This window comes from Robertmurraya sp. FSL W8-0741, assembly GCF_038004005.1.
Taxonomy (GTDB): domain Bacteria; phylum Bacillota; class Bacilli; order Bacillales; family Cytobacillaceae; genus Robertmurraya; species Robertmurraya siralis.
The window spans coordinates 1,063,342-1,082,023 of record NZ_JBBOQG010000001.1; the positions used below are offsets into that span (position 1 = coordinate 1,063,342).

General features: G+C 33.8%; 17 protein-coding genes, 1 pseudogene and 1 other annotated feature. Of the genes and pseudogenes, 12 read left to right on the plus strand and 6 right to left on the minus strand.

Annotated features, from left to right (window positions below):
• Positions 1-139: 139 nt before the first annotated feature.
• The gene (locus NST02_RS05105) at positions 140-1,081 is read right to left on the minus strand and encodes a helix-turn-helix transcriptional regulator (RefSeq protein ID WP_212933702.1); all 942 of its coding nucleotides are present in this window, start codon (positions 1,079-1,081) and stop codon (positions 140-142) included.
• A gap of 119 nt (positions 1,082-1,200) precedes the next feature.
• On the opposite strand from NST02_RS05105, the gene NST02_RS05110 reads away from it, so the two are divergent.
• Positions 1,201-1,764, plus strand: coding sequence for a dihydrofolate reductase family protein (locus NST02_RS05110; RefSeq protein WP_137743937.1), 564 nt, complete (start codon positions 1,201-1,203; stop codon positions 1,762-1,764).
• 141 nt (positions 1,765-1,905) lie between these two features.
• On the opposite strand, the gene NST02_RS23725 is transcribed toward NST02_RS05110, so the two are convergent.
• Complete coding sequence (locus NST02_RS23725) at positions 1,906-2,415, minus strand: nucleotide-binding domain-containing protein (RefSeq protein ID WP_445678164.1); 510 nt, start codon at positions 2,413-2,415, stop codon at positions 1,906-1,908.
• Positions 2,416-4,030: 1,615 nt separating this feature from the next.
• On the opposite strand from NST02_RS23725, the gene NST02_RS05115 reads away from it, so the two are divergent.
• The 6 genes from NST02_RS05115 (at position 4,031) to NST02_RS05140 (ending at position 9,912) form a co-directional block, all read left to right on the plus strand.
• A complete protein-coding gene (locus NST02_RS05115) occupies positions 4,031-5,944 on the plus strand; it encodes a BglG family transcription antiterminator (RefSeq protein ID WP_212933700.1) in 1,914 nt (637 codons plus the stop codon).
• 151 nt (positions 5,945-6,095) lie between these two features.
• The gene (locus NST02_RS05120; protein WP_280526670.1) at positions 6,096-6,398 is read left to right on the plus strand and encodes a PTS lactose/cellobiose transporter subunit IIA; all 303 of its coding nucleotides are present in this window, start codon (positions 6,096-6,098) and stop codon (positions 6,396-6,398) included.
• Positions 6,399-6,418: 20 nt separating this feature from the next.
• Positions 6,419-6,730, plus strand: coding sequence for a PTS sugar transporter subunit IIB (locus NST02_RS05125; protein WP_212933699.1), 312 nt, complete (start codon positions 6,419-6,421; stop codon positions 6,728-6,730).
• 57 nt (positions 6,731-6,787) lie between these two features.
• Entirely contained in the window at positions 6,788-8,059 is a 1,272-nt protein-coding gene (locus NST02_RS05130) for a PTS sugar transporter subunit IIC (protein WP_212933698.1), read from the plus strand.
• Between the two features lie 54 nt (positions 8,060-8,113).
• The gene (locus tag NST02_RS05135) at positions 8,114-9,532 is read left to right on the plus strand and encodes a glycoside hydrolase family 1 protein (protein ID WP_212933697.1); all 1,419 of its coding nucleotides are present in this window, start codon (positions 8,114-8,116) and stop codon (positions 9,530-9,532) included.
• 107 nt (positions 9,533-9,639) lie between these two features.
• Positions 9,640-9,912, plus strand: coding sequence for a phosphocarrier protein HPr (locus tag NST02_RS05140; RefSeq protein WP_212933696.1), 273 nt, complete (start codon positions 9,640-9,642; stop codon positions 9,910-9,912).
• Positions 9,913-10,185: 273 nt separating this feature from the next.
• On the opposite strand, the pseudogene NST02_RS05145 reads toward NST02_RS05140, so the two are convergent.
• Positions 10,186-10,421 (minus strand): annotated as a pseudogene (locus NST02_RS05145) (hypothetical protein); the annotation flags it as partial.
• 231 nt (positions 10,422-10,652) lie between these two features.
• On the opposite strand from NST02_RS05145, the gene NST02_RS05150 reads away from it, so the two are divergent.
• Positions 10,653-11,051 (plus strand): DUF2500 domain-containing protein, encoded by a 399-nt coding sequence (locus NST02_RS05150; protein ID WP_340948281.1) that lies wholly within the window; start codon positions 10,653-10,655, stop codon positions 11,049-11,051.
• A gap of 512 nt (positions 11,052-11,563) precedes the next feature.
• Entirely contained in the window at positions 11,564-11,782 is a 219-nt protein-coding gene (locus NST02_RS05155) for a hypothetical protein (RefSeq protein ID WP_340948283.1), read from the plus strand.
• Between the two features lie 450 nt (positions 11,783-12,232).
• On the opposite strand, the gene NST02_RS05160 is transcribed toward NST02_RS05155, so the two are convergent.
• The 3 genes from NST02_RS05160 to NST02_RS23730 all read right to left on the minus strand — a co-directional run bounded on the left by NST02_RS05160 (position 12,233) and on the right by NST02_RS23730 (position 14,156).
• A complete protein-coding gene (locus NST02_RS05160; protein WP_340948285.1) occupies positions 12,233-12,757 on the minus strand; it encodes a GNAT family N-acetyltransferase in 525 nt (174 codons plus the stop codon).
• A gap of 50 nt (positions 12,758-12,807) precedes the next feature.
• Positions 12,808-13,028, minus strand: a binding site (T-box leader).
• Between the two features lie 79 nt (positions 13,029-13,107).
• Positions 13,108-13,767 (minus strand): MOSC domain-containing protein, encoded by a 660-nt coding sequence (locus tag NST02_RS05165; protein WP_137743933.1) that lies wholly within the window; start codon positions 13,765-13,767, stop codon positions 13,108-13,110.
• 302 nt (positions 13,768-14,069) lie between these two features.
• Positions 14,070-14,156 (minus strand): hypothetical protein, encoded by an 87-nt coding sequence (locus NST02_RS23730; protein ID WP_408014800.1) that lies wholly within the window; start codon positions 14,154-14,156, stop codon positions 14,070-14,072.
• Positions 14,157-14,514: 358 nt separating this feature from the next.
• Between NST02_RS23730 and NST02_RS05170 the strand changes: the two genes are divergently transcribed.
• The 3 genes from NST02_RS05170 (at position 14,515) to NST02_RS05180 (ending at position 18,171) form a co-directional block, all read left to right on the plus strand.
• On the plus strand, positions 14,515-14,934 hold the full coding sequence (locus NST02_RS05170) for a hypothetical protein (RefSeq protein ID WP_137743932.1): 420 nt from the start codon (positions 14,515-14,517) through the stop codon (positions 14,932-14,934).
• Positions 14,935-15,009: 75 nt separating this feature from the next.
• Positions 15,010-17,523: an ABC transporter permease gene (locus NST02_RS05175; RefSeq protein WP_340948290.1), complete on the plus strand. Its 2,514-nt coding sequence runs from the start codon at positions 15,010-15,012 to the stop codon at positions 17,521-17,523.
• Entirely contained in the window at positions 17,524-18,171 is a 648-nt protein-coding gene (locus NST02_RS05180; RefSeq protein ID WP_137743930.1) for an ABC transporter ATP-binding protein, read from the plus strand.
• Positions 18,172-18,682: the final 511 nt, after the last annotated feature.

Here is an 18,682-nt window from a genome sequence, read left to right on the forward strand (position 1 = left end):
TAATTTGGAAAATTATAATAATGTTATTTTCAGATTGTGAAGAAATGTACTTACGCTTACGGGCAGAAAAGTTAAATAAGGCGAACATTAAAAAAGTTACTCCTGATTTTAATAGTGGATTAGTAAAAAAATAAATATTTTAATTATCATCTTGATACATAGTTAAAATTTCTTCCGCTTGTTTACGTAATCCCACAATTAATTCCTTTGGTTCTAAAATTCGTGCGTGACTTCCCAGTCTTAAAAATAGTGATGTTATAAAATTAAGTTCACCTCTATCTATGATTGTATCTATATATCCAGTTCCATCTTCGTGCGTGACTACAAAGCCCTCAAAATAAGGAACACTTTTACATTGACGGATACCTTCCATAGTTAAATGCACATGCAGTCGAATTGGGTTTTTTATTTCAATAAAGTTGAACCATTCTTTTAAATTCATGAATTCATCTTCGTTTTCTTCAGTTGATAAAATGGAAAGAATACGATCTACACGATACAGTAATATTTTTTTCTTATGATAATCGTAAGCAGGCAAATACCATAATCCATCATGGGCATATACACCGATAGGACGGATGTGTTTTTTCCTTATACCTGATTTAGATTCATATTGAATGTGTAAATTTCTATTCTCAATAGAATACTTTAAAACATCGTTTAAAAGGGGGGTATCAATCGTTCTTTTGGGGTTCCAAAAAGCAATATAAGACCGAATTTTATCTATTTTTATTTTAGCTTCACTCTGGAGTGAACTATATAATTTATGTTCGACCGAGGAAATTTCAGTATCAAATGGCAAGTTTCGATAGTAATTTAGAGATTGAAAAGCATAGAAAATAGAAACAGCTTCTTCTTCTGTAAATAAAATTGGAGGAAGAAATCTACTCGTTAATACTGTATACCCACCATTACGTCCTTGTTCTGAGTAAATGGGCAATCCCATATCAGATAGATCTAATATGTATCTGTGTACAGTACGAATGGATATATGAAATTCATCAGCTATTTCTTGTGCAGTAAACTTTTTCTTAGTCGTAACAAACATAAGAATATCTAACAGACGCTTGGCTTTTGACATTTTTTTCACCTTTTTCATTTAATCATGTCATTACTTGTCATGTTTTACGTATAGTATAGTTTATACCTTATGATTTTAGCAATTAGGGGAAATTCTATAAGATAAAAGGAGATAAAAATATGACAATTAACGAGAGAGCAAGAAGAGTGATTTTAGATTTAGCAGTTACTTTAGATGGATTTATTGAAGGGCCGAATGGAGAAGTTGACTGGTGCATTATGGACCCTGATATGGATTTCAATAAATTTTTGAATCAAATTGATACTATACTATATGGTAGAAAAAGCTATGATATATGGGGGCAATATATTCCAAGAAATGAAGACTCGGATACCGATAAAGAAATGTGGAGATTGGTTCATAGCAAAGAGAAGTATGTGTTTTCCAGAACACAAAAGGAAACTGATAATCGAGCGATATTAATAAATGATAACATTGTGGAAGCAGTTAATAAATTAAAGAAAAATCCTGGTAGGGACATCTGGCTATATGGTGGATCAAGTCTTATTACAACTTTTATCAATTTGGGACTTGTTGATGAATTTAGATTATCTGTTCATCCAATTATTTTGGGAGAAGGAAAACCTTTATTTATAGATATAAACAAGAGAATAAATCTACAAATAGTTGAAACCAAAAAGTTTTCTTCTGGCGTTGTTCAATTAACTTATAGATTGAATTAAACAAAGGGTACATTTCAATGAGTTTATTGTCACTTTGTTCTACTAAAGGGTGCTTTAGTTGAAGAAAACCAACATATAAAGTTAAACGCTTAGGTGTTTGAATACCCTAAGCGTTTTCGTGTTCTAAATATACTTTGCCTTTTAGATGATAGTTACAAGTACCTCTTTTTTAGCTACAACATTTCTGTTTTTTACGATTCTAACAGTCATTGAGTGGATTCCTTTATATACAGTTCCTTCCCAATGGAAGCTACCTTCGTAATATTGGTATTTGGTTGAATGCCCTAAGTCGTTAATATCTTGCTCCTCGTCACTCTTGTTGTTAACCTTCCACACAATTTCATACGGAGCAGGAACATTATGAACAGCTTCAAATAATAAACTACATCTTTTCGGACTAAGCCTTTCGTTTTTTCTATTAGTTCTATAAGTAAGTTTGGTAGATTTGGTTTGGTTATATAGTTCGTATCTAACATCCAAAACGTTAGCAAGAGGGTATTGTGCTTTCTGTTGTAGTAGATTTAGAAATTTTTTCAGGAGCCCAATATCATGGTTAAAAAATTTCTTCCATGCTTTTTTTCCTTTTTCAACTGTACACTCATCTTCAAATAGAACAGCTAGATAAGAAAGTTTGTCATCTAGATAGTCTATTCATCTCGTTACCTTTTTTGTGATTTTCTTTTGGTGTCAAAGAAAGGGATGGCTTTTAGGGTTGTTTACATTATTGGATAAGTTAATGCTATGCTTAATAGCAACCACGTAGATTGACTTATCATCTCTCTCATTGTTGGGAACATAACTTTCATTTACCAATGTAGATAGAATAACTTCTCCTGGCAAACTCCAATTAACGGGAACGAGAAAACATCTTTAAAAGTCGAATGATTCTCCTCATTTGATTTTTCTATACAGTTACACTTTCATCATCTTCATTTGGGCTTTTATCTCTAATTTGCTGATTAAAATAATCCCTAATACCTCTGGGATGTCTCGAAGTCCATGAAGGTCCTGCGTGTTCAAAAACAAAAACCTCGTCTTCATCGTTTTCTTTGTATCTTCTATACACAGCAAAATCTATGTGATACCCAGCTTGATATTGAACTCTTACTGCATTCTTTAGGGCTATCGATCAGTAAGAAATCATCGAACATCATAAAGGCAATATATGGGCAGAAAGTGTGCAAGGAAAAGGAACTACTATTTTCTTTACTTTGCCCATTGTAAATATTTTAAAAGTGATTCATTAAAAGTAATATATGACTACGAAGAATTTGAAAGAGGGTACTTGGTAAGAAATAAACGAAAATAAAAGACAAGGCATAAATAGATATGAAAAGGCATTTGCTTTAAAACGCAAGTGCTATTTTATTTGTAAATCACTCTAATTATTTTTCGAGTAAAACCTCCTCCATAGGATCATTTTTTGCGCAGTACAACGATACTATGCAATAAGAGAGGATAGTCCACAATCTGGCATGATGATTACGGAAAGCCAATAGCCTAATTCCTCGGTAAAATTGGAGGATTAGGCTATTTCAATTCAATCTCTCTAAAAATTTTCTATTGGTAAAAGCGTTGACAGCAAGTGGTAATTTCCGTGGCAACTGATGGTACAAAACATGGCAGAGGTGATAAATCAATTAATTTGTAAATGTTTAATAAAGTGCGAAAAATATCAATTGAATCGTAGGATTGTAGCATATCATTTCCTAAAATAGGGAATCATAATTCTTCTTAGAGCTACTAAATACAAAGGTTTGTATTCCCATCAGTAAAAAATCAACTGGAATTTTTATCTACAACTTTAAAAAGCCCTTTTGGATTGCTTTATATAGAAGGTTTGGAAAAGATATGGTTCATAATCGAAAAAAATATAAGTCAAGTCACAATTTTGTATGTGACGTAAAGCATAAAATTTCCGTTTGGAAACTTTATGCTTTATTTTTTAACAAGTGTAGTGGACTACCATTTTATACACAGTATTTTGGAGTATGATTCCTGTTCTAAATATAGATGGGAATTAAATTTTGTTTATATTAGAAACGGATAAGCAGAAAATAAAGAGTTTTTTATAATTGCCTAGTAAAAGTAGTTCGAGTCATTGTATTATTTAAAACAAATAATGGACAGAAATAAAGTAATATAAGAAATTGAGTTTGGTCGTACCTCTTAAGTATTAAATATTTCCTCTATTCGAGGAAAATCATTATACCCAAATGATTATGGAAACGCTTTACAATAAAAATAAAGAAGGGAGGGGACTAATGTGAATGCTCGACAACAACAGATATTAAAGGTGCTACTTGAAGGGAAACCCGTTACGGGTGATCAGTTAGCACTAAACATTCAAGTAACCTCTCGAACAATTCGAAGTGATTTAAAAGAAATTGATCAACTGTTAACTGATGCTGGTGCAAGAATCAACTCGGTTAGAAGCCAAGGATATCAGCTAGAAGTACACGATGAAGAGAAATTTAAACATTTCATAACAAAATTCATAGATATAGATGAGAATTTCCCGATTGAACCTGAAGATAGAGTTCATTTCTTGGTAAAAAAATTTCTTCTAACCCCGAACTATTTAAAGGTTGAAGATCTGGCTGATGAACTATATGTAAGCAGATCTACTTTGAAAAATGATATAAAGGATGTCAAAGTTGTCTTACAGCAATACAGTTTGAATTTAGCTCAGAGGCCTAAGTATGGGTTAAAACTTACAGGAACTGAAAGAAATATACGTTTTGCTATCTCAGAGTTACTGCTTCAACGTCCTATAACGGTTAAAGATGATTTGGAGCATCAATCGTGGCTGTTACCAGAAGAAAACATGGAGCTAATTCATGAATCAGCATTAAAGGAGCTAAAATCTTTTAATCTCAACTTATCGGATATTGCTTTGCATAATTTAGTTGTACATATTGCCATCGCCTGTAAGCGAATAGAAAATAATCAATATGTAGAAAGTTTGAATGGGATTGAAGATGATATCCGAACTAAGAAAGAGTATGAGGTAGCAGAAAGAATTATAAAAAGTATAGAGGAACAGTTAAACGTTACATTCCCTGATGTGGAGATTTTATATGTAGCCATGCATTTATTAGGGACAAGGCTGCTATTGGATAAAAATCAGTCGGATTTATTTAATAGCTTTGACCATGATATTTTAAAAACAGTAAAGCGTTTGATAACTCAAATTGAGGAACAGCTAAGTCTAGGTATTTCAGAGGATAAAGAATTATTTGCAGCAATTGCACTTCACTTAAAGCCTGCAATCCATCGTTTTAAACATCATATGAACATACGAAACCCAATGCTAGAAGCGATAAAAGTAAATTACCCCGTCGCCTTTGATGCTGGAATTTTAGCTGGAAAAGTTATTGAAGAAGACTTTGACATTGAAATCAATGAAAATGAAGTTGGTTACATTGCATTACACATTGGTGCGGCTATTGAGAGAACTAAGTTAAATACAAAACCTAAAAGATGTCTGATTGTATGCACAACAGGGCTTGGTAGTTCACAACTATTACTGTATAAAATGCGGGCGAAATTCGGTAACAAATTGACGATTATAGGTGTCACCGAATTACATAACCTTTCAAAATACAGGGAAGATGATATCGATCTTATTGTTAGTACAGTTCCGTTACCTGAAACGATAACGATCCCTCACTTAGTAATAAGTACGCTGCTAGGGGATAATGAACTTACTAAATTGGAACAAATAATTGGGAATCACAGAATTTCTGTCATTGATAAATATTTAAAAGAAGATTTAATTTATACCCATCTAACTTGTGAAACTCCTGAAGAAGTAATTGAGTATTTAGGTAATGAACTTATTCGAAAAGGAATAACTGAACAAGGGATCGTACAAACCGTATTGGAAAGAGAGCGTGCTGCTTCAACAAGTTATGGTAACCTTGTAGCAATCCCACATCCATTACAGGCTAAATCTCCTCATACGTTTTGGACGATAGCAACTTTAGAAAAGCCGATTGATTGGGGTAAAAACAAAGTGCAGTTTGTGTGCTTACTTCATGTTGCTTATGAAAATAAAGAAGAGTTAAAACCGATGTATGATATTTTATTTAGATTTATTGATGACCATGATATTGTCCAACAACTTATATCGGCGCAAAATCCGTCTGCAATTATAAATATTATTAAGAGAATGTAGTTTCATTACTACATCTTTTTTTTGTAAACCTATAACTAATTTATGTATAAGATCTTTCCATTCTATATGGAAAAAGGTTGGCTTTAGATGAAAACGTTTTAGTTGTATAGTTTTGTTAAGGAACAAAGTTAACAAAGAAGAAGGTGCTAATTTGGAAAATCAAGAGATCATTATGGGGATAATCATTCATGGTGGTAATGCGAGAAGTTCTGCTATGAGGGCAATTGCAGAAGCCAAAAATGGAAATTTTGAAGCTGCAGAAAAGTTGATGGAAGAATCTAAAGCAGAGCTAAACAAAGCTCACCGTGTTCAGACGGATTTGATTCAAGCAGAATCACGTGGTGAAAAAACTGAAATCTCATTACTTATGGTTCATGCACAAGATCATTTCATGAATGCTATGACTGTTAGAGAGTTGTCAGTAGAAATCATTGAGTTAATAAAAAAACTTTAAATTTGTAGGAGGAAAATAAGATGAAGAATATTTTATTAGTTTGTGCTGCAGGAATGTCTACGAGCATGCTTGTAAACAAAATGGAACAAGCAGCAATAAACAGTAATGAAGAAGTTACTATTAGAGCTACCTCCGGTGGGGATATACAAAAATACATTGGTGAAGCAGATGTTCTATTATTGGGTCCCCAAGTTTCATATTTAAAAAGTGACTACAAAAAACAATATGAATCACAAGGTATTCCGGTAGAAGTAATTAATAGTGTTGATTATGGAACAATGAATGGCAAAAAAGTTCTTGATTGGGCATTAGAATTGATAAATTCTAAATAAAGTTTTCAAAGTATTCTTTTATTTTATAGATTTTTTTAAAAAGAAAGGAGTGTAATTATGAGTGCACGAACAGAAGCTATACAAGGGAATTTACAACGTATAGCAGGAAAAATCGGAGAAAATAAGTATTTAAAATCAGTATCAGAAGGCTTGCTTCTAGCATTACCGGCTATCATTATAGGTGCTCTCTCGACTTTAATAGCAAATATTAACTTGGAAGCGTACCAAAAATTTATTACAGAAACAGGCTTGAAGTCCGTATTATCTCTACCTTCTTCTGTTACTATATCAATCATTGCATTATATGCTGTATTTTGTATAGCCTACAGGCTTGCGTCCTTATTTAATCATGACGGGGTAGTTGCTGGTATTATTTCATTAATTTGTTTCTTGGCAGTTACACCTTTTGCGACTTTAGATGAAGCAAGCGTGATACCAGTGAAATTCCTTGGTGCTCAAGGACTTTTTGTTGCAATTATAGTAGGATTGTTATCTGCTAGACTCTACGTATATATTGTGGATCATAACTGGACGATAAAAATGCCTGCAGGAGTGCCACCAACTGTAGAAAAAACATTTGCAGGATTGTTACCTGGTATCGTAATCGTAGTAATCTTTACTATTATAAGTGGTTTGTTTAGGTTAACAAGTTTTGAAAGTGCGCACGAATTTGTTTATTCATTCATCCAAGCTCCGCTTCTAAATCTTGGTGGTGGTTTCTGGTCAATGGTAATACTCGTATTAGTTATCCATACGCTCTGGCTTTTTGGTATCCACGGTACTTTATCTATTTTGCCAATTCTGTATGGAGTATGGATACCTCTTGGATTAGAAAATTTAGAAGCAATTGCAGCTGGGAATCCACCAGAAAACATTGTAAACACAGGGTTCTTAATTGTAGTCGTTATTATTGGTGGAGCTGGTGCTACGCTATCCCTTGGCTTACTTCTAACATTTTTTACTAAGAGTCAAAGATATAAAACTTTAGGTAAGTTAGCTTTACCACCTGTAATTTTCGGTATCAACGAGCCACTTATCTTTGGTTTACCTATTGTTCTAAACCCTTATATGGTTGTACCATTTATTGTTGCTCCTTTAACGAATGCAATTATTTCCTATATATTGATGGACATTGGAATCTTCCCATTAGTTAACGGACTTCATATCCCACTAGGTACTCCAGTGTTTGTAAATTCTGTTTTGGCAGGCTCCGCATTTTTAATTATATTGCAAATTATTTTAATTGTATTAAATATGTTGATTTACTATCCATTCGTAAAATTATTAGATAAAAAGGCTTTAGAAGAAGAACATACAAATCCAGCATAATTAGAAAATATTAAATTATTATCATAGACTTAAAATATATTGGGGTGTGTGTGCGTGGTGAATACAAGTAGAACGTTTCCAAAGGATTTCCTTTGGGGTGGTGCTATTGCAGCGAATCAAGCTGAAGGTGCTTGGAACGTGGATGGTAAAGGTGTTTCAATCGCTGATGTAGTAAGAGGTGGGATAATCTCAGGAGTGGCTGATAAAGAGATTGATTCAAATAAGTATTATGCAAGCCATGAAGCGATAGATTTTTACCACAAATATAAACAAGATATAGCATTGTTTAAAGAAATGGGTTTTACTTTATTCAGAACATCGATTAACTGGACCAGGATTTTTCCGAATGGAGATGAAAAAGAACCTAATGAAGCTGGTTTAGTATTCTATGACAACTTATTCGACGAGTTAATAAAAAATGGTATCATGCCTATGGTAACTATATCTCACTATGAAACACCAATTCATTTAGTTAATGAGTATGGTGGGTGGGAGAGCCGGAAATTAATTGATTTCTTTAGTCGATATTGTGAAGTAATCTTTAAGCGATATAAAGATAAAGTAAAATACTGGATGACATTCAATGAAGTAAACAATATGCATAAAATCCCTTTCGCTGCCGGAGCATGTCGAATTGAAGACGGACCAAATAAGTTACAAAGAGTTTATCAAGCAAGTCATCATATGTTCGTGGCAAATGCCATGGCTGTTAAATTGGCTAAAAAAATCATGCCTGAAAATGAAGTTGGATGTATGCTTTCTTTAAGTGCTTTCTATCCAAATACGTGTCACCCAGACGATGTTTTTGGTGCGTATGAATATAGAAGAAGATCTTTATTCTTTTCTGATGTAATGTTACGAGGGAAATACCCATCTTATATAAATAGGATTTTAAAAGAATATAAGATTAAGATTGAAAAAGAAGAGAATGATGAAGAACTGATAAAAGATCATACGTGTTCATTTTTAGCATTTAGTTATTATTTAACTTCTACTTATAAAGCTGGTACTCCTATCTTTGAATCAACTGGTGGAAGTATGGGATACGAGAACCCTTACCTAATTATTTCAGATTTTGGATGGCCGATTGATCCAAAAGGATTAAGGTATGTATGTAATGAACTATATGATAGGTATCAAAAACCATTGTTTGTTGTTGAAAATGGTTTGGGAGCCAAAGACACAATATCTGAAGATGGCAAGATACATGATAATTATAGAATCGAATATGTAAAAAAGCACTTAATCGAGTTACATGAAGCCATTGAAGATGGTTGTGAGATTTTAGGATACACTTACTGGGGACCTATCGATATCGTTAGTGCAGGTACTGGTCAAATGCAAAAAAGATATGGTTTTATATATGTAGATAAAGATGATGAAGGTAAAGGGACTTTGGAGAGAATGAAGAAGGATAGTTTTGACTGGTACAAAAAAGTAATAGAATCAAACGGTGAGGAACTATATAGCTAATAATTAAGTGGTGGTCACGAACGCTCATCTAATAATGATGTTTCGGGGGCAACCACTCATAATAGGCATATTGAACCATATTAAAAACTCATTGAGGAGAGACAGAAATGGTAAAATTAGTATTAACTATAATAGATGAAACAGGAATTCATGCACGCCCCGCGACTTTATTAGTAAATAAAGCAGGTTCCTTTCAATCTGATATTACAGTTGATTTTGATGGGAAATCAGCAAATCTCAAATCAATTATGGGTGTTATGTCATTAGGTATTCCTGTAAATGCTAAAATCACAATTAAGGCTGAAGGTTCAGATGAACAAGAGGCAATTGACACGATTTATGAAGTACTAAAAAAAGAAGGAATAGCTATTAAAAATTAAATGTAATCAGGTATAAAATAAAGGATATAAAAAGGCACCTTCGGTATGATTAATTTAAAATTCGAGGAGGTGCCCTCGTTTGAAAGAGTGGTCAATCAGCCTATTAAATAAGTGTATTGGCTAAGAGTGGCCCTTCTATTGATTTTTTATTTTAAAGTAATGAACCACTATTTTTGCCAAATAATGTAGCAACTTTCAGTTTAATAATTCTTCTTATTTTGAGCAAAAAAGATAAAACATAATCAAAGTGATCCATCCATTTGGACAAACGTATTGATAAAGAAACCAGCCACCAATTGTATCAATAGCTTCAGTTTCTATATTAGTTACAAGTGAATGGTGAACATCCTTAAGGATAAAATGCTCCTCACTTGCTTTGCAAATCTCCGGGATTTCATCTTCCTCACAAATTTTTCTAAAATATCTTCAACTGTTACCAATCCTAATATGACGCCATACTCATCGATTAAAATAGCGATATGTGTGCGTTCTTCTTGCATTTTTAGAACATTCTATTGTTGATTCTTTTGTCATATCTCAAGGCATGCAAATAGGGGATTAATCGTTTTTGATTTTTTTAGTGGCCATTTTAACAATTGGAATAAAACTAACAACGTTATTTCGATTAGAAATTAGTGCTTTGCTTCATAATGGCAAGGCATTTTGGATCTACTTTATGAAACTTTGCACAACTTTTAATCGTATATGATTTATAAAATAGTAACGGAGGGAGTGTTTATATGTCAGATCCATTTTTTATGGATGATACGATGTTTCAAATCGTCCCTATTTTTATAGCAGTTATTTTTGTAATCGTTATCGGTGGTATTTTGTTTTCCGTTTTCAAAGGGATTGGACAGTGGCAAAAAAATGAACAGTCTCCAAAGCTAAACGTGCAAGCTCTAGTTAAATCAAAAAGAGCGGATGTTTCCGGTAGTTCAAATATGCATCTTGATCAAGATCACCACATTCATTCATCAAACACACATACGACATATTTCGTTACTTTCGAGTTCGAAAGTGGTGATCGTTCGGAGTTCCATGTTTCTGGTAAAGAGTATGGTTTACTTTCTGAAGGGGATATTGGGATATTAAACTTTCAAGGCACTCGATATTTAGGCTTCGAGAGGGAAAAATGAAGAAAGAGAAATTTTAATAAATCGAAATCTCGCAAAAAATGCTCTCTTCAGCTATCATGTTTTTTATGAAAAATTAGACCAGCGTTAGGGAACGCTGGTGCTTTAATGTAGCTGGAAATTTTTTAAAACGAATTTTAAATTTTAGTAATTTGGCTATTATTTAGCAAACAGTTCTTTGTTATTCCAGTTTCAAAGGTTTATATAAATATGTGATTTAAAAACATCTCGTCATCATTTTAGTGGGAGATATTTTTTTATTTTACGCTGTTTTCATAATGATTGTTTCTAGAATCGAAATGGGATTTCCTCAAATAATATTTGCTTCAATCATTTCTATTTCAAGTTATTACTTAATGATAGTTGGTCAAAATCTGATGTTCAGTGTAGACTCTCTATACTTTTTTCATCATCAATGGATTGTAACCTTTAGTCCACCGGTAAAGGAGGAAATATAGTGTCAGTAGATGCAATTGTAAGACGCTAAAGTTAAGATAAATAAGAGGTGAAATGTTATGTTTAATTTATTGATTGTACTTGGAATGATTGTTTGTATATGGCAATTTTCCTTGGCGAAAAAAAGGAAAGCAAGGACTTCTTTATTTATCGTAATTTTAACCGGTATGATAGTGGTGTTCATGATTTTAGGCATGCTGGCTGTTCTGAAATCATTTGTCATTGTAATTGCCATTATTTTATCGATATTATTTATGTGGGCATTAATAAAGAGGTAAGGGATGCTGGAATTAAAAAAGTTGGGGCCGGCTTCAATCTCTTTTGATTTTTCAAAAATAGGAATCTACCGTATTGACAAATTTGAATAACATAGTTAGAATCAGTAACAATTAATATCTGCATAACGAAGATTTGTTTAAAACATTTCGGAGTATAAGAACAAAGGCTATGATAAGAAAGAGTAGCAATCATGTAAACAGACAGAAAGTGACCGGTTGATGAGAGGTGCATGTTGAACGATTGTGAATACATCTTGGAGCTGTATACCGAACAGGAAACAAAGAATTGTTGATAACCAGCCCAATTACGAAATTGAACGGCAGTAATATTATAGCGCTCACTTTTTAAGTTAGCGTCTTATTTGTGCTACCTTGTAAGTCCGCTATGGGTGTTAGGATATGAAATTATGAACGTCTGAGGTGACGTAAAATTTCAAATCTATAGTTGGACTAACGAGGAGTAAGGAGCGAATTTATATTCTCCCATTTGTAAATTGCTAGATTCAATTCGTCTCCTTGAATCGTAATCTTCGTTGTTTCGCAATATTGAGCACCTAGTTTTTCATAAAACAATCGGGATTTATTGTCTTCCAATACCTCTACAAATATTTTTTTGTAGCCAAGTTTTTTGAAGTGCTCAGATAATTTGCCAACAAGCTTTTTTCCAATCCCTTTTCCTTGGTATTCTTCGAGAATGTAGATGGCGGTCAAATCCCCTGAATGCTCAATAAGATTGGATTCTCTTTTTCCTCCGTCAGCAAATCCTACTATTTGGCCATCATCATTTTCTGCTACAACTACATAATTATCCAGTCGTTGTATATTTTCGATCCAGGATTCAGTTCTTTTTTTATAAGACAGTTGTTCAAGAAAGACATCGGAGACGATTCCTTTGTAAGTGGTTCTCCAGCTATCAACATACACTTTCGCTATGCCTTCAGCATCGGACAATGTTGCTTCCCGAATGATCATCATAAAAACCCCTCTCTTTTTAGGATAAAAAAACACAAAAGGCCTGTCGCCTCTAAAGAGACGATAGGCCTTACCTAACGTGGTACCACTCTTTTTCGTTTGCCAAAACAAAAGTAAACCTTCTCATCAATTTATAACGGATTTGCTCCGTTTAGACCTACATGTCAGTCTAACCACTCCTAGGCGAGTTGGGGAAGCTCATTGACTGCCTTTCAGCAACCGGCAGTTTTCTGGACAATTCACCTTCCTTACTACTCCTAATCATTGTGTTGTGATATGAAAATCTTTTATTTACAGTAACAAAATTACAATTATTTTGTCAATTAAGTAGCATTAAATGAAAAAGGGGATCTTCATGATTCGCCTTTCAATAAGCGTTTCAAATGTTGAAGCCAATTATCGGAAAGTGATGGATTAGTGATTAATTGCTGAAGTGCCTCTTCATCTACGATTTGCCGAAAATAGATTTGATGTGCCTTATATACGGTTACCTCATCTTCATTTCTGGAAATGATGCTGATGCTGTCGTCGGAACGAACTTTTCCTTCTTTAAGAACTTTACCAAAATACCCTGTGTAACCAGTTTCTATCATTTTTTTGAATTGCTTCTCCATACCGGTTCTTCTGTCAATGGTTTTACACGGCACACGACCTTCTGTAATTTGGACAGTCGCTTCACCGATTTGAAGGATATCACCAATACAGATGGTACGTTCATCTAATCCGGAAATCGTAATGTTTTCTCCAAATGCGGCTGAGTCTAGAGTTTTCCCATAATCAGCTTCCCAAAAGGAATAGTGCTCAGCAGGATAAAAGCAAACGGCACGATCAAGGCCACCATGGTTAACTAAATCTGCCACACCATCACCGATAAATCCTTCCTTCATTAAATAAGCTTCTTTTACCATTTCCTTTTGAATGGCCGTGTTCAATACCTTCTCCTCTGAACCGTAACGCATCTCTTTTGGTTTTCCAATGGCAAGGTTAATAAGTTGGATAGTTTGTGTTTGCATGCATTTGTGTCACCTTTCTTAATAATGTTATCGTTTTGTTGGAGACGATAAGCCTTATGTTGAACTAACTGGCGTTTGTACAAAGGTGAGAATGAACCTTTGCTATCGTTTTGTTAACCATGATCTTCTAGTATTGAAGAGTAAAATTAAAAACTGCTGGAATGAAAAAGCTGTTGATCAGATTAGTTCAGCTCCTTAATTGTTGCACCATATTATTACGAGCTCTTTGATGGGGAGCTATCGATTTCCCCATTCACATATCGCACTTAATACAGGGATATATGATCTCCTATCATTCTACTTTAAGAGGTCTTATTAAATATCAATCTTTTTACAAGGCAATTTTTTTCTAATGGTTTTAACTGATCGGTTAAAACCTTTTGGGTAATTGATTAAAATATCGTACTCTATTGTTTTGACAGGATCCTTGACTAAGAAAATAGAATGATCCCTTTCCATTTTCACCTGCAACCTGCATGAAAATTTATTTCCTGTATTTATAGTTTACCAAAGGCTGTCCCTCCAAAATAGGCATAAAAATGTGGATTTCCCACAATTTTATGCATTATTTCTTAAATATTACCGCTTATTATAATAGAAAATGGTTTTGTTAAATAGAAGTGTTGTTAAAATGATTACAAAATTCAAAAATTATTTGATTTAGAATTTACAATATATTGAAATCTGTTATAATGACATTCGAAAGGTTAAATTTGGATTTTGAGTAAAAAAAAGGAGGTATTATTAGTGAAGAAAAAATTGTTTAGTAGTTTAGCAGCTGTACTTGGTCTATGTTTAGTGTTTAGTGTTAGTGTATTTGCCAACCAAGATGAAAGTGATTCAAATAATAGTACAGAGAATGTCGTAGCTGCTGCTGTTCCTACATGTATTTTTACTGTACCTAATGGTCCACTTACCGCTGGGCAAAGATATGATTTTAAAGTTGGAACAACATCGACCAATGGGCCGCATGTATTTTATTTTACTCCAGGTGATGGGACTTCAAGACAACGCTATGATGGTAGGGGGGGTGAACAGAATAGAATTTTCTACCATAGCTATCCAGGCTATCAGTATCAAAAATCTTATACTGCAAGTGCTCAAACCCAAGATCAGTTAAATATCTCACGTGTAGTTAGTAAGAGTATCATCGTAAAAGCATGGTAAAAATGGAGAACTACCAATATTTTTTACTCTGATTTTTATTGAATCAGAGTATTATTTTATATTGAGGGGAATGCCATGAAAATCACTCTTTCTAAAAAAAGGAAAATAATGCAATTGATTTTTCTATTATTTATCATTTTTATTCTATTATCTTGCTCGATGTTCTCATTAAATTCTGCAAATAAGACTATACAACAGGATATTTATGATTTCTCAAGAGGCGATTACGATATTTTGCTACGCCCAAGGAATAGTCAAACTCCAATCGAGAAAAAATTAGGGCTAGTGGAAGAAAATTATTTAGGTGTTGGCGATGGTGGGATTTCTATTGAACAATGGGAGAGTGTAAAGAATCGAGAAGACGTTGAAGTGGCAGCACCAGTTGCGGCAATTGGACTTTATACCGCCAGTGCCATTAACTATTCTTTACCTGAAAGAGGCGACTCGGTCCGATATACAGTAAAATATTCGACGACAGATGGAGTCAATACTTATGATTTAGGAGAGACATATACGGCCTACTCATTTCTAGATCCTAATAGGTTTTCTGATTACTCTACTATAACCGATGATTCACTAGTCAATGTATTTTGGGGAGAGTATCCGTCATTTCTTTTTCCACTAACTTATCATCAAGTAGTAGCAATAGATGTAGAAGAAGAGAAAAAATTGACCGGCGAGGATTATTCAAAGCTAGAAGTGAGTTCTTCAGGGTTAAACCCTGATTTTGATGAAATTCCAATCCTCGGATTAAAAGATGCCAATGTTCCATTAAAAGCTTCGATAAAGATTGAAAACATTGACCTAAGTGAGGATGATATACGGGAGCTCAAGCATAAATATAAAATTGATTCAGATAATGGTGTTGGCTTTGAGGCATTGTCATATCGGGATAAAGAATTACATACCCAATTAATGAAAGAAATGGCTGAAAAAACATCAATCTCGACAGAAATATATGAACTGGATTTTTCGAAAGCAATATCTCCATTCTATGATAATTATTTGTATGCGGATAAGGATTACCATTTGTTGAATTATGAGGAGCATCCAACAGGGGAAGAAATGTGGGGTACCATTGACTCTGGTAGTCAAAAGACCTATTATAGCGTTGGTCCTGTTAATTATCAATTTTCAGGTAATGAAATATCCATTAAACAAATTGGAAAAGATGAGAAATCAGATATCCCTCTTTATCGTGATATACAAAAAGAAATCAATTTTGTTACTGAAGGTCCAAATGTGATAGAGGGTGAGGGACTTTACTTTAAACATGTCGGATATTTTGAAGTAGATCAACATGAAGAGGAATTAGCCGCATCCCCACTAGGTATATATGGGATTCATCCTACCTATTTAGCTAAAGACAAGGAAACTCTTTTACAACCTACATCATTGCCAGGGAGTTTTATTACAACTCCGGCACATGGACTCATCTCTATAAATTGGGCAGAACGATTGAAAACAGATACGCCTATTGATGCCATTAGAGTCAGAGTAGCTGATATTTCTGGATACGATAAATCTGCAGCCGATAAAATTAAAAATATGGCTGCGGAATTTGAATCTGAGGGATTCACAGTTGATATTGTTGCAGGTGCATCCAATCAATCATTGACCATTAATGTAGAAGGAATTGGTGAGGTTATTCAACCTTGGACAACCTTGGGCGCAGCAGATACAATTCTAAAAAGCTGGGATATTAGCAAAATTATTCTAGTTACTTTTTTTATGATGGTTAGTCTTGTCTATATCATTTTTAGTTTCTCGAACTTAATAAAGTCTCGTCGAAATGATGAATTACTTCTAATGAGCTTTGGATGGAAGAAAGAGCACATTAAAAGACTGCGCTTTAATGAGTGGTCTCTGATATTAGGCAGCCCCTTTATGTTAGCTTTTATTATGATGTTAGTGGCTAGTTTTATTATGAAAGAAACCTTATTAATTATTAGTTTAGTTATTGTTTTCATTATCGTTTGCTTATCTATGTTTCTAATTGAAAAAGTTCACAAATTAAATGTCAAACAGGAGTACTCTCCTGCGAGAAACGGGACAATTACTTGGAAAAACACTTGGTATTATCGCAGTCATATTACTTTTTCCATGTTTCAAACCTGTATAATGACAATTGTCTCAATATTTTTAACATTAGTAATGGTACTGCAAGAAAAGCAAACTACGCAAACGACGTTAGGTATATATGTCCATGGACAAATGGAGTGGTTTTATAGTGTCTTGCTAATTTTTCTTTATTCGCTAACCATTTTAACCTTGATAGAATCATTGCTTTCCCTATGGCAACAACGCTCAGATGAAATAAACACTTTCCATCATATTGGATGGAATAAAAAACAATTGTACAGTTTTTATTTAAAAGAAGTAGCGTTATGGTCAGGAATATCTGTTTTTATAGGTGTCCTTATAAGTGTAATTAGCTATCAAATATTATTTGGTAGGATCGAAGATTCACTAATATGGGTCGGAGGAATTGCGGTCATGCTTTTCACCATAATTTTATTAGTTTCTTTGTTCGTATTGTCCAATGTCCTCCATAAGTCAATTAATCTTGGATATAAGAAGGTGCGCTAAATGCAATTAAATGTGGTGAATCTAAATAAAACGTATAAAACAGCAAGCGGAGAAATTCAAATATTAAAAGATATTACATTTAATCTGGAAGAAGGTGAGTGGATCACCATTTTAGGTAGATCGGGCTCAGGTAAAACGACATTACTACAATGTTTGGCAGGTCTCCTCCCCCCGGATGAAGGGAGCCAGATACAATTTAGTAATATATCCATAAGTGAAGCAAATGAAGATGAACTGCAAAATTATAGACAAAAATATTTAGGGTTTATCTATCAAGATTTTAAATTATTTCCTCAATTTAATTGCTTATTGAACGTCATGCTACCTTTGCTTCCTTTTGAGAACAAGAATAAAGTGAAAGAAAAGGCTCTTCATCTTCTTGAAAAAGTAAATTTATCTGATCGATTAGAACATTTTCCATCACAACTTTCAGGAGGTGAGAAACAAAGAATAGCAATTGCAAGAGCGCTTATAAACGACCCGAAACTATTAATTTGCGATGAACCGACTGGTAATCTAGATGAACGAAGTCGAGATGAAGTCATTCAACTCATAGTAGATTTGAATAAAGATGGTACAAGTGTCGTTTTAGTAACACATGATCGAGAATTAATGAATTTGGGACAACAAATATTAGAATTGAATTGAGAAAAGAACGTACTATCATGCGATCAAAGCGCTCGTAACCGAGATTGCTACGGTCAAACACATACATGTAGTCCTTGTTCCTCTACCCTGATTTCAAGCTGACCTTGATCGTGTTCTGTTGCTTTTGTTATGCCTGCCTTTTCAGAGGCGGATTCGCTTTTTTATAATGAAAATGTAAATTTATACCTGCTTTTGTTTTACGGAACTTAGCACAGCTATATTTGGTCAAATTAAGTAGTAATGATAAGGACTAATAATTTTTAAAGCATTACAGGTTTTGTGTTTAGTGTTTTGGGATGAACTTGCTCTAGTAAATAAAAAAAAGCCAATGAAATAAATCTGATGGCAGGGTTATAGGTAAAGGTCAACTTGGTGAACAAACATTAACTATTATGAGTGAATTTTGAAAAAATAATGTTGCATATTGAAAAAGGAAGGTTTAACGTCAATGGTTGGAGTTAAGGCTACCTCGCTTCGCTTGGTTGCCTTTCATATGATGATGGATGCTACA

What these genes read in the sequence shown, in the direction of transcription:
- NST02_RS05130 (WP_212933698.1), top strand. Translation starts at nt 6,788, where the DNA reads ATGAGTGCACGAACAGAAGCTATACAAGGGAATTTACAACGTATAGCA.
- NST02_RS05155 (WP_340948283.1), top strand. Translation starts at nt 11,564, where the DNA reads ATGTTTAATTTATTGATTGTACTTGGAATGATTGTTTGTATATGGCAA.
- NST02_RS05150 (WP_340948281.1), top strand. Translation starts at nt 10,653, where the DNA reads ATGTCAGATCCATTTTTTATGGATGATACGATGTTTCAAATCGTCCCT.
- NST02_RS05105 (WP_212933702.1), bottom strand. Translation starts at nt 1,081, where the DNA reads ATGTCAAAAGCCAAGCGTCTGTTAGATATTCTTATGTTTGTTACGACT.
- NST02_RS05140 (WP_212933696.1), top strand. Translation starts at nt 9,640, where the DNA reads ATGGTAAAATTAGTATTAACTATAATAGATGAAACAGGAATTCATGCA.
- NST02_RS05165 (WP_137743933.1), bottom strand. Translation starts at nt 13,767, where the DNA reads ATGCAAACACAAACTATCCAACTTATTAACCTTGCCATTGGAAAACCA.
- NST02_RS05125 (WP_212933699.1), top strand. Translation starts at nt 6,419, where the DNA reads ATGAAGAATATTTTATTAGTTTGTGCTGCAGGAATGTCTACGAGCATG.
- NST02_RS05180 (WP_137743930.1), top strand. Translation starts at nt 17,524, where the DNA reads ATGCAATTAAATGTGGTGAATCTAAATAAAACGTATAAAACAGCAAGC.
- NST02_RS05175 (WP_340948290.1), top strand. Translation starts at nt 15,010, where the DNA reads ATGAAAATCACTCTTTCTAAAAAAAGGAAAATAATGCAATTGATTTTT.
- NST02_RS05110 (WP_137743937.1), top strand. Translation starts at nt 1,201, where the DNA reads ATGACAATTAACGAGAGAGCAAGAAGAGTGATTTTAGATTTAGCAGTT.
- NST02_RS05160 (WP_340948285.1), bottom strand. Translation starts at nt 12,757, where the DNA reads ATGATGATCATTCGGGAAGCAACATTGTCCGATGCTGAAGGCATAGCG.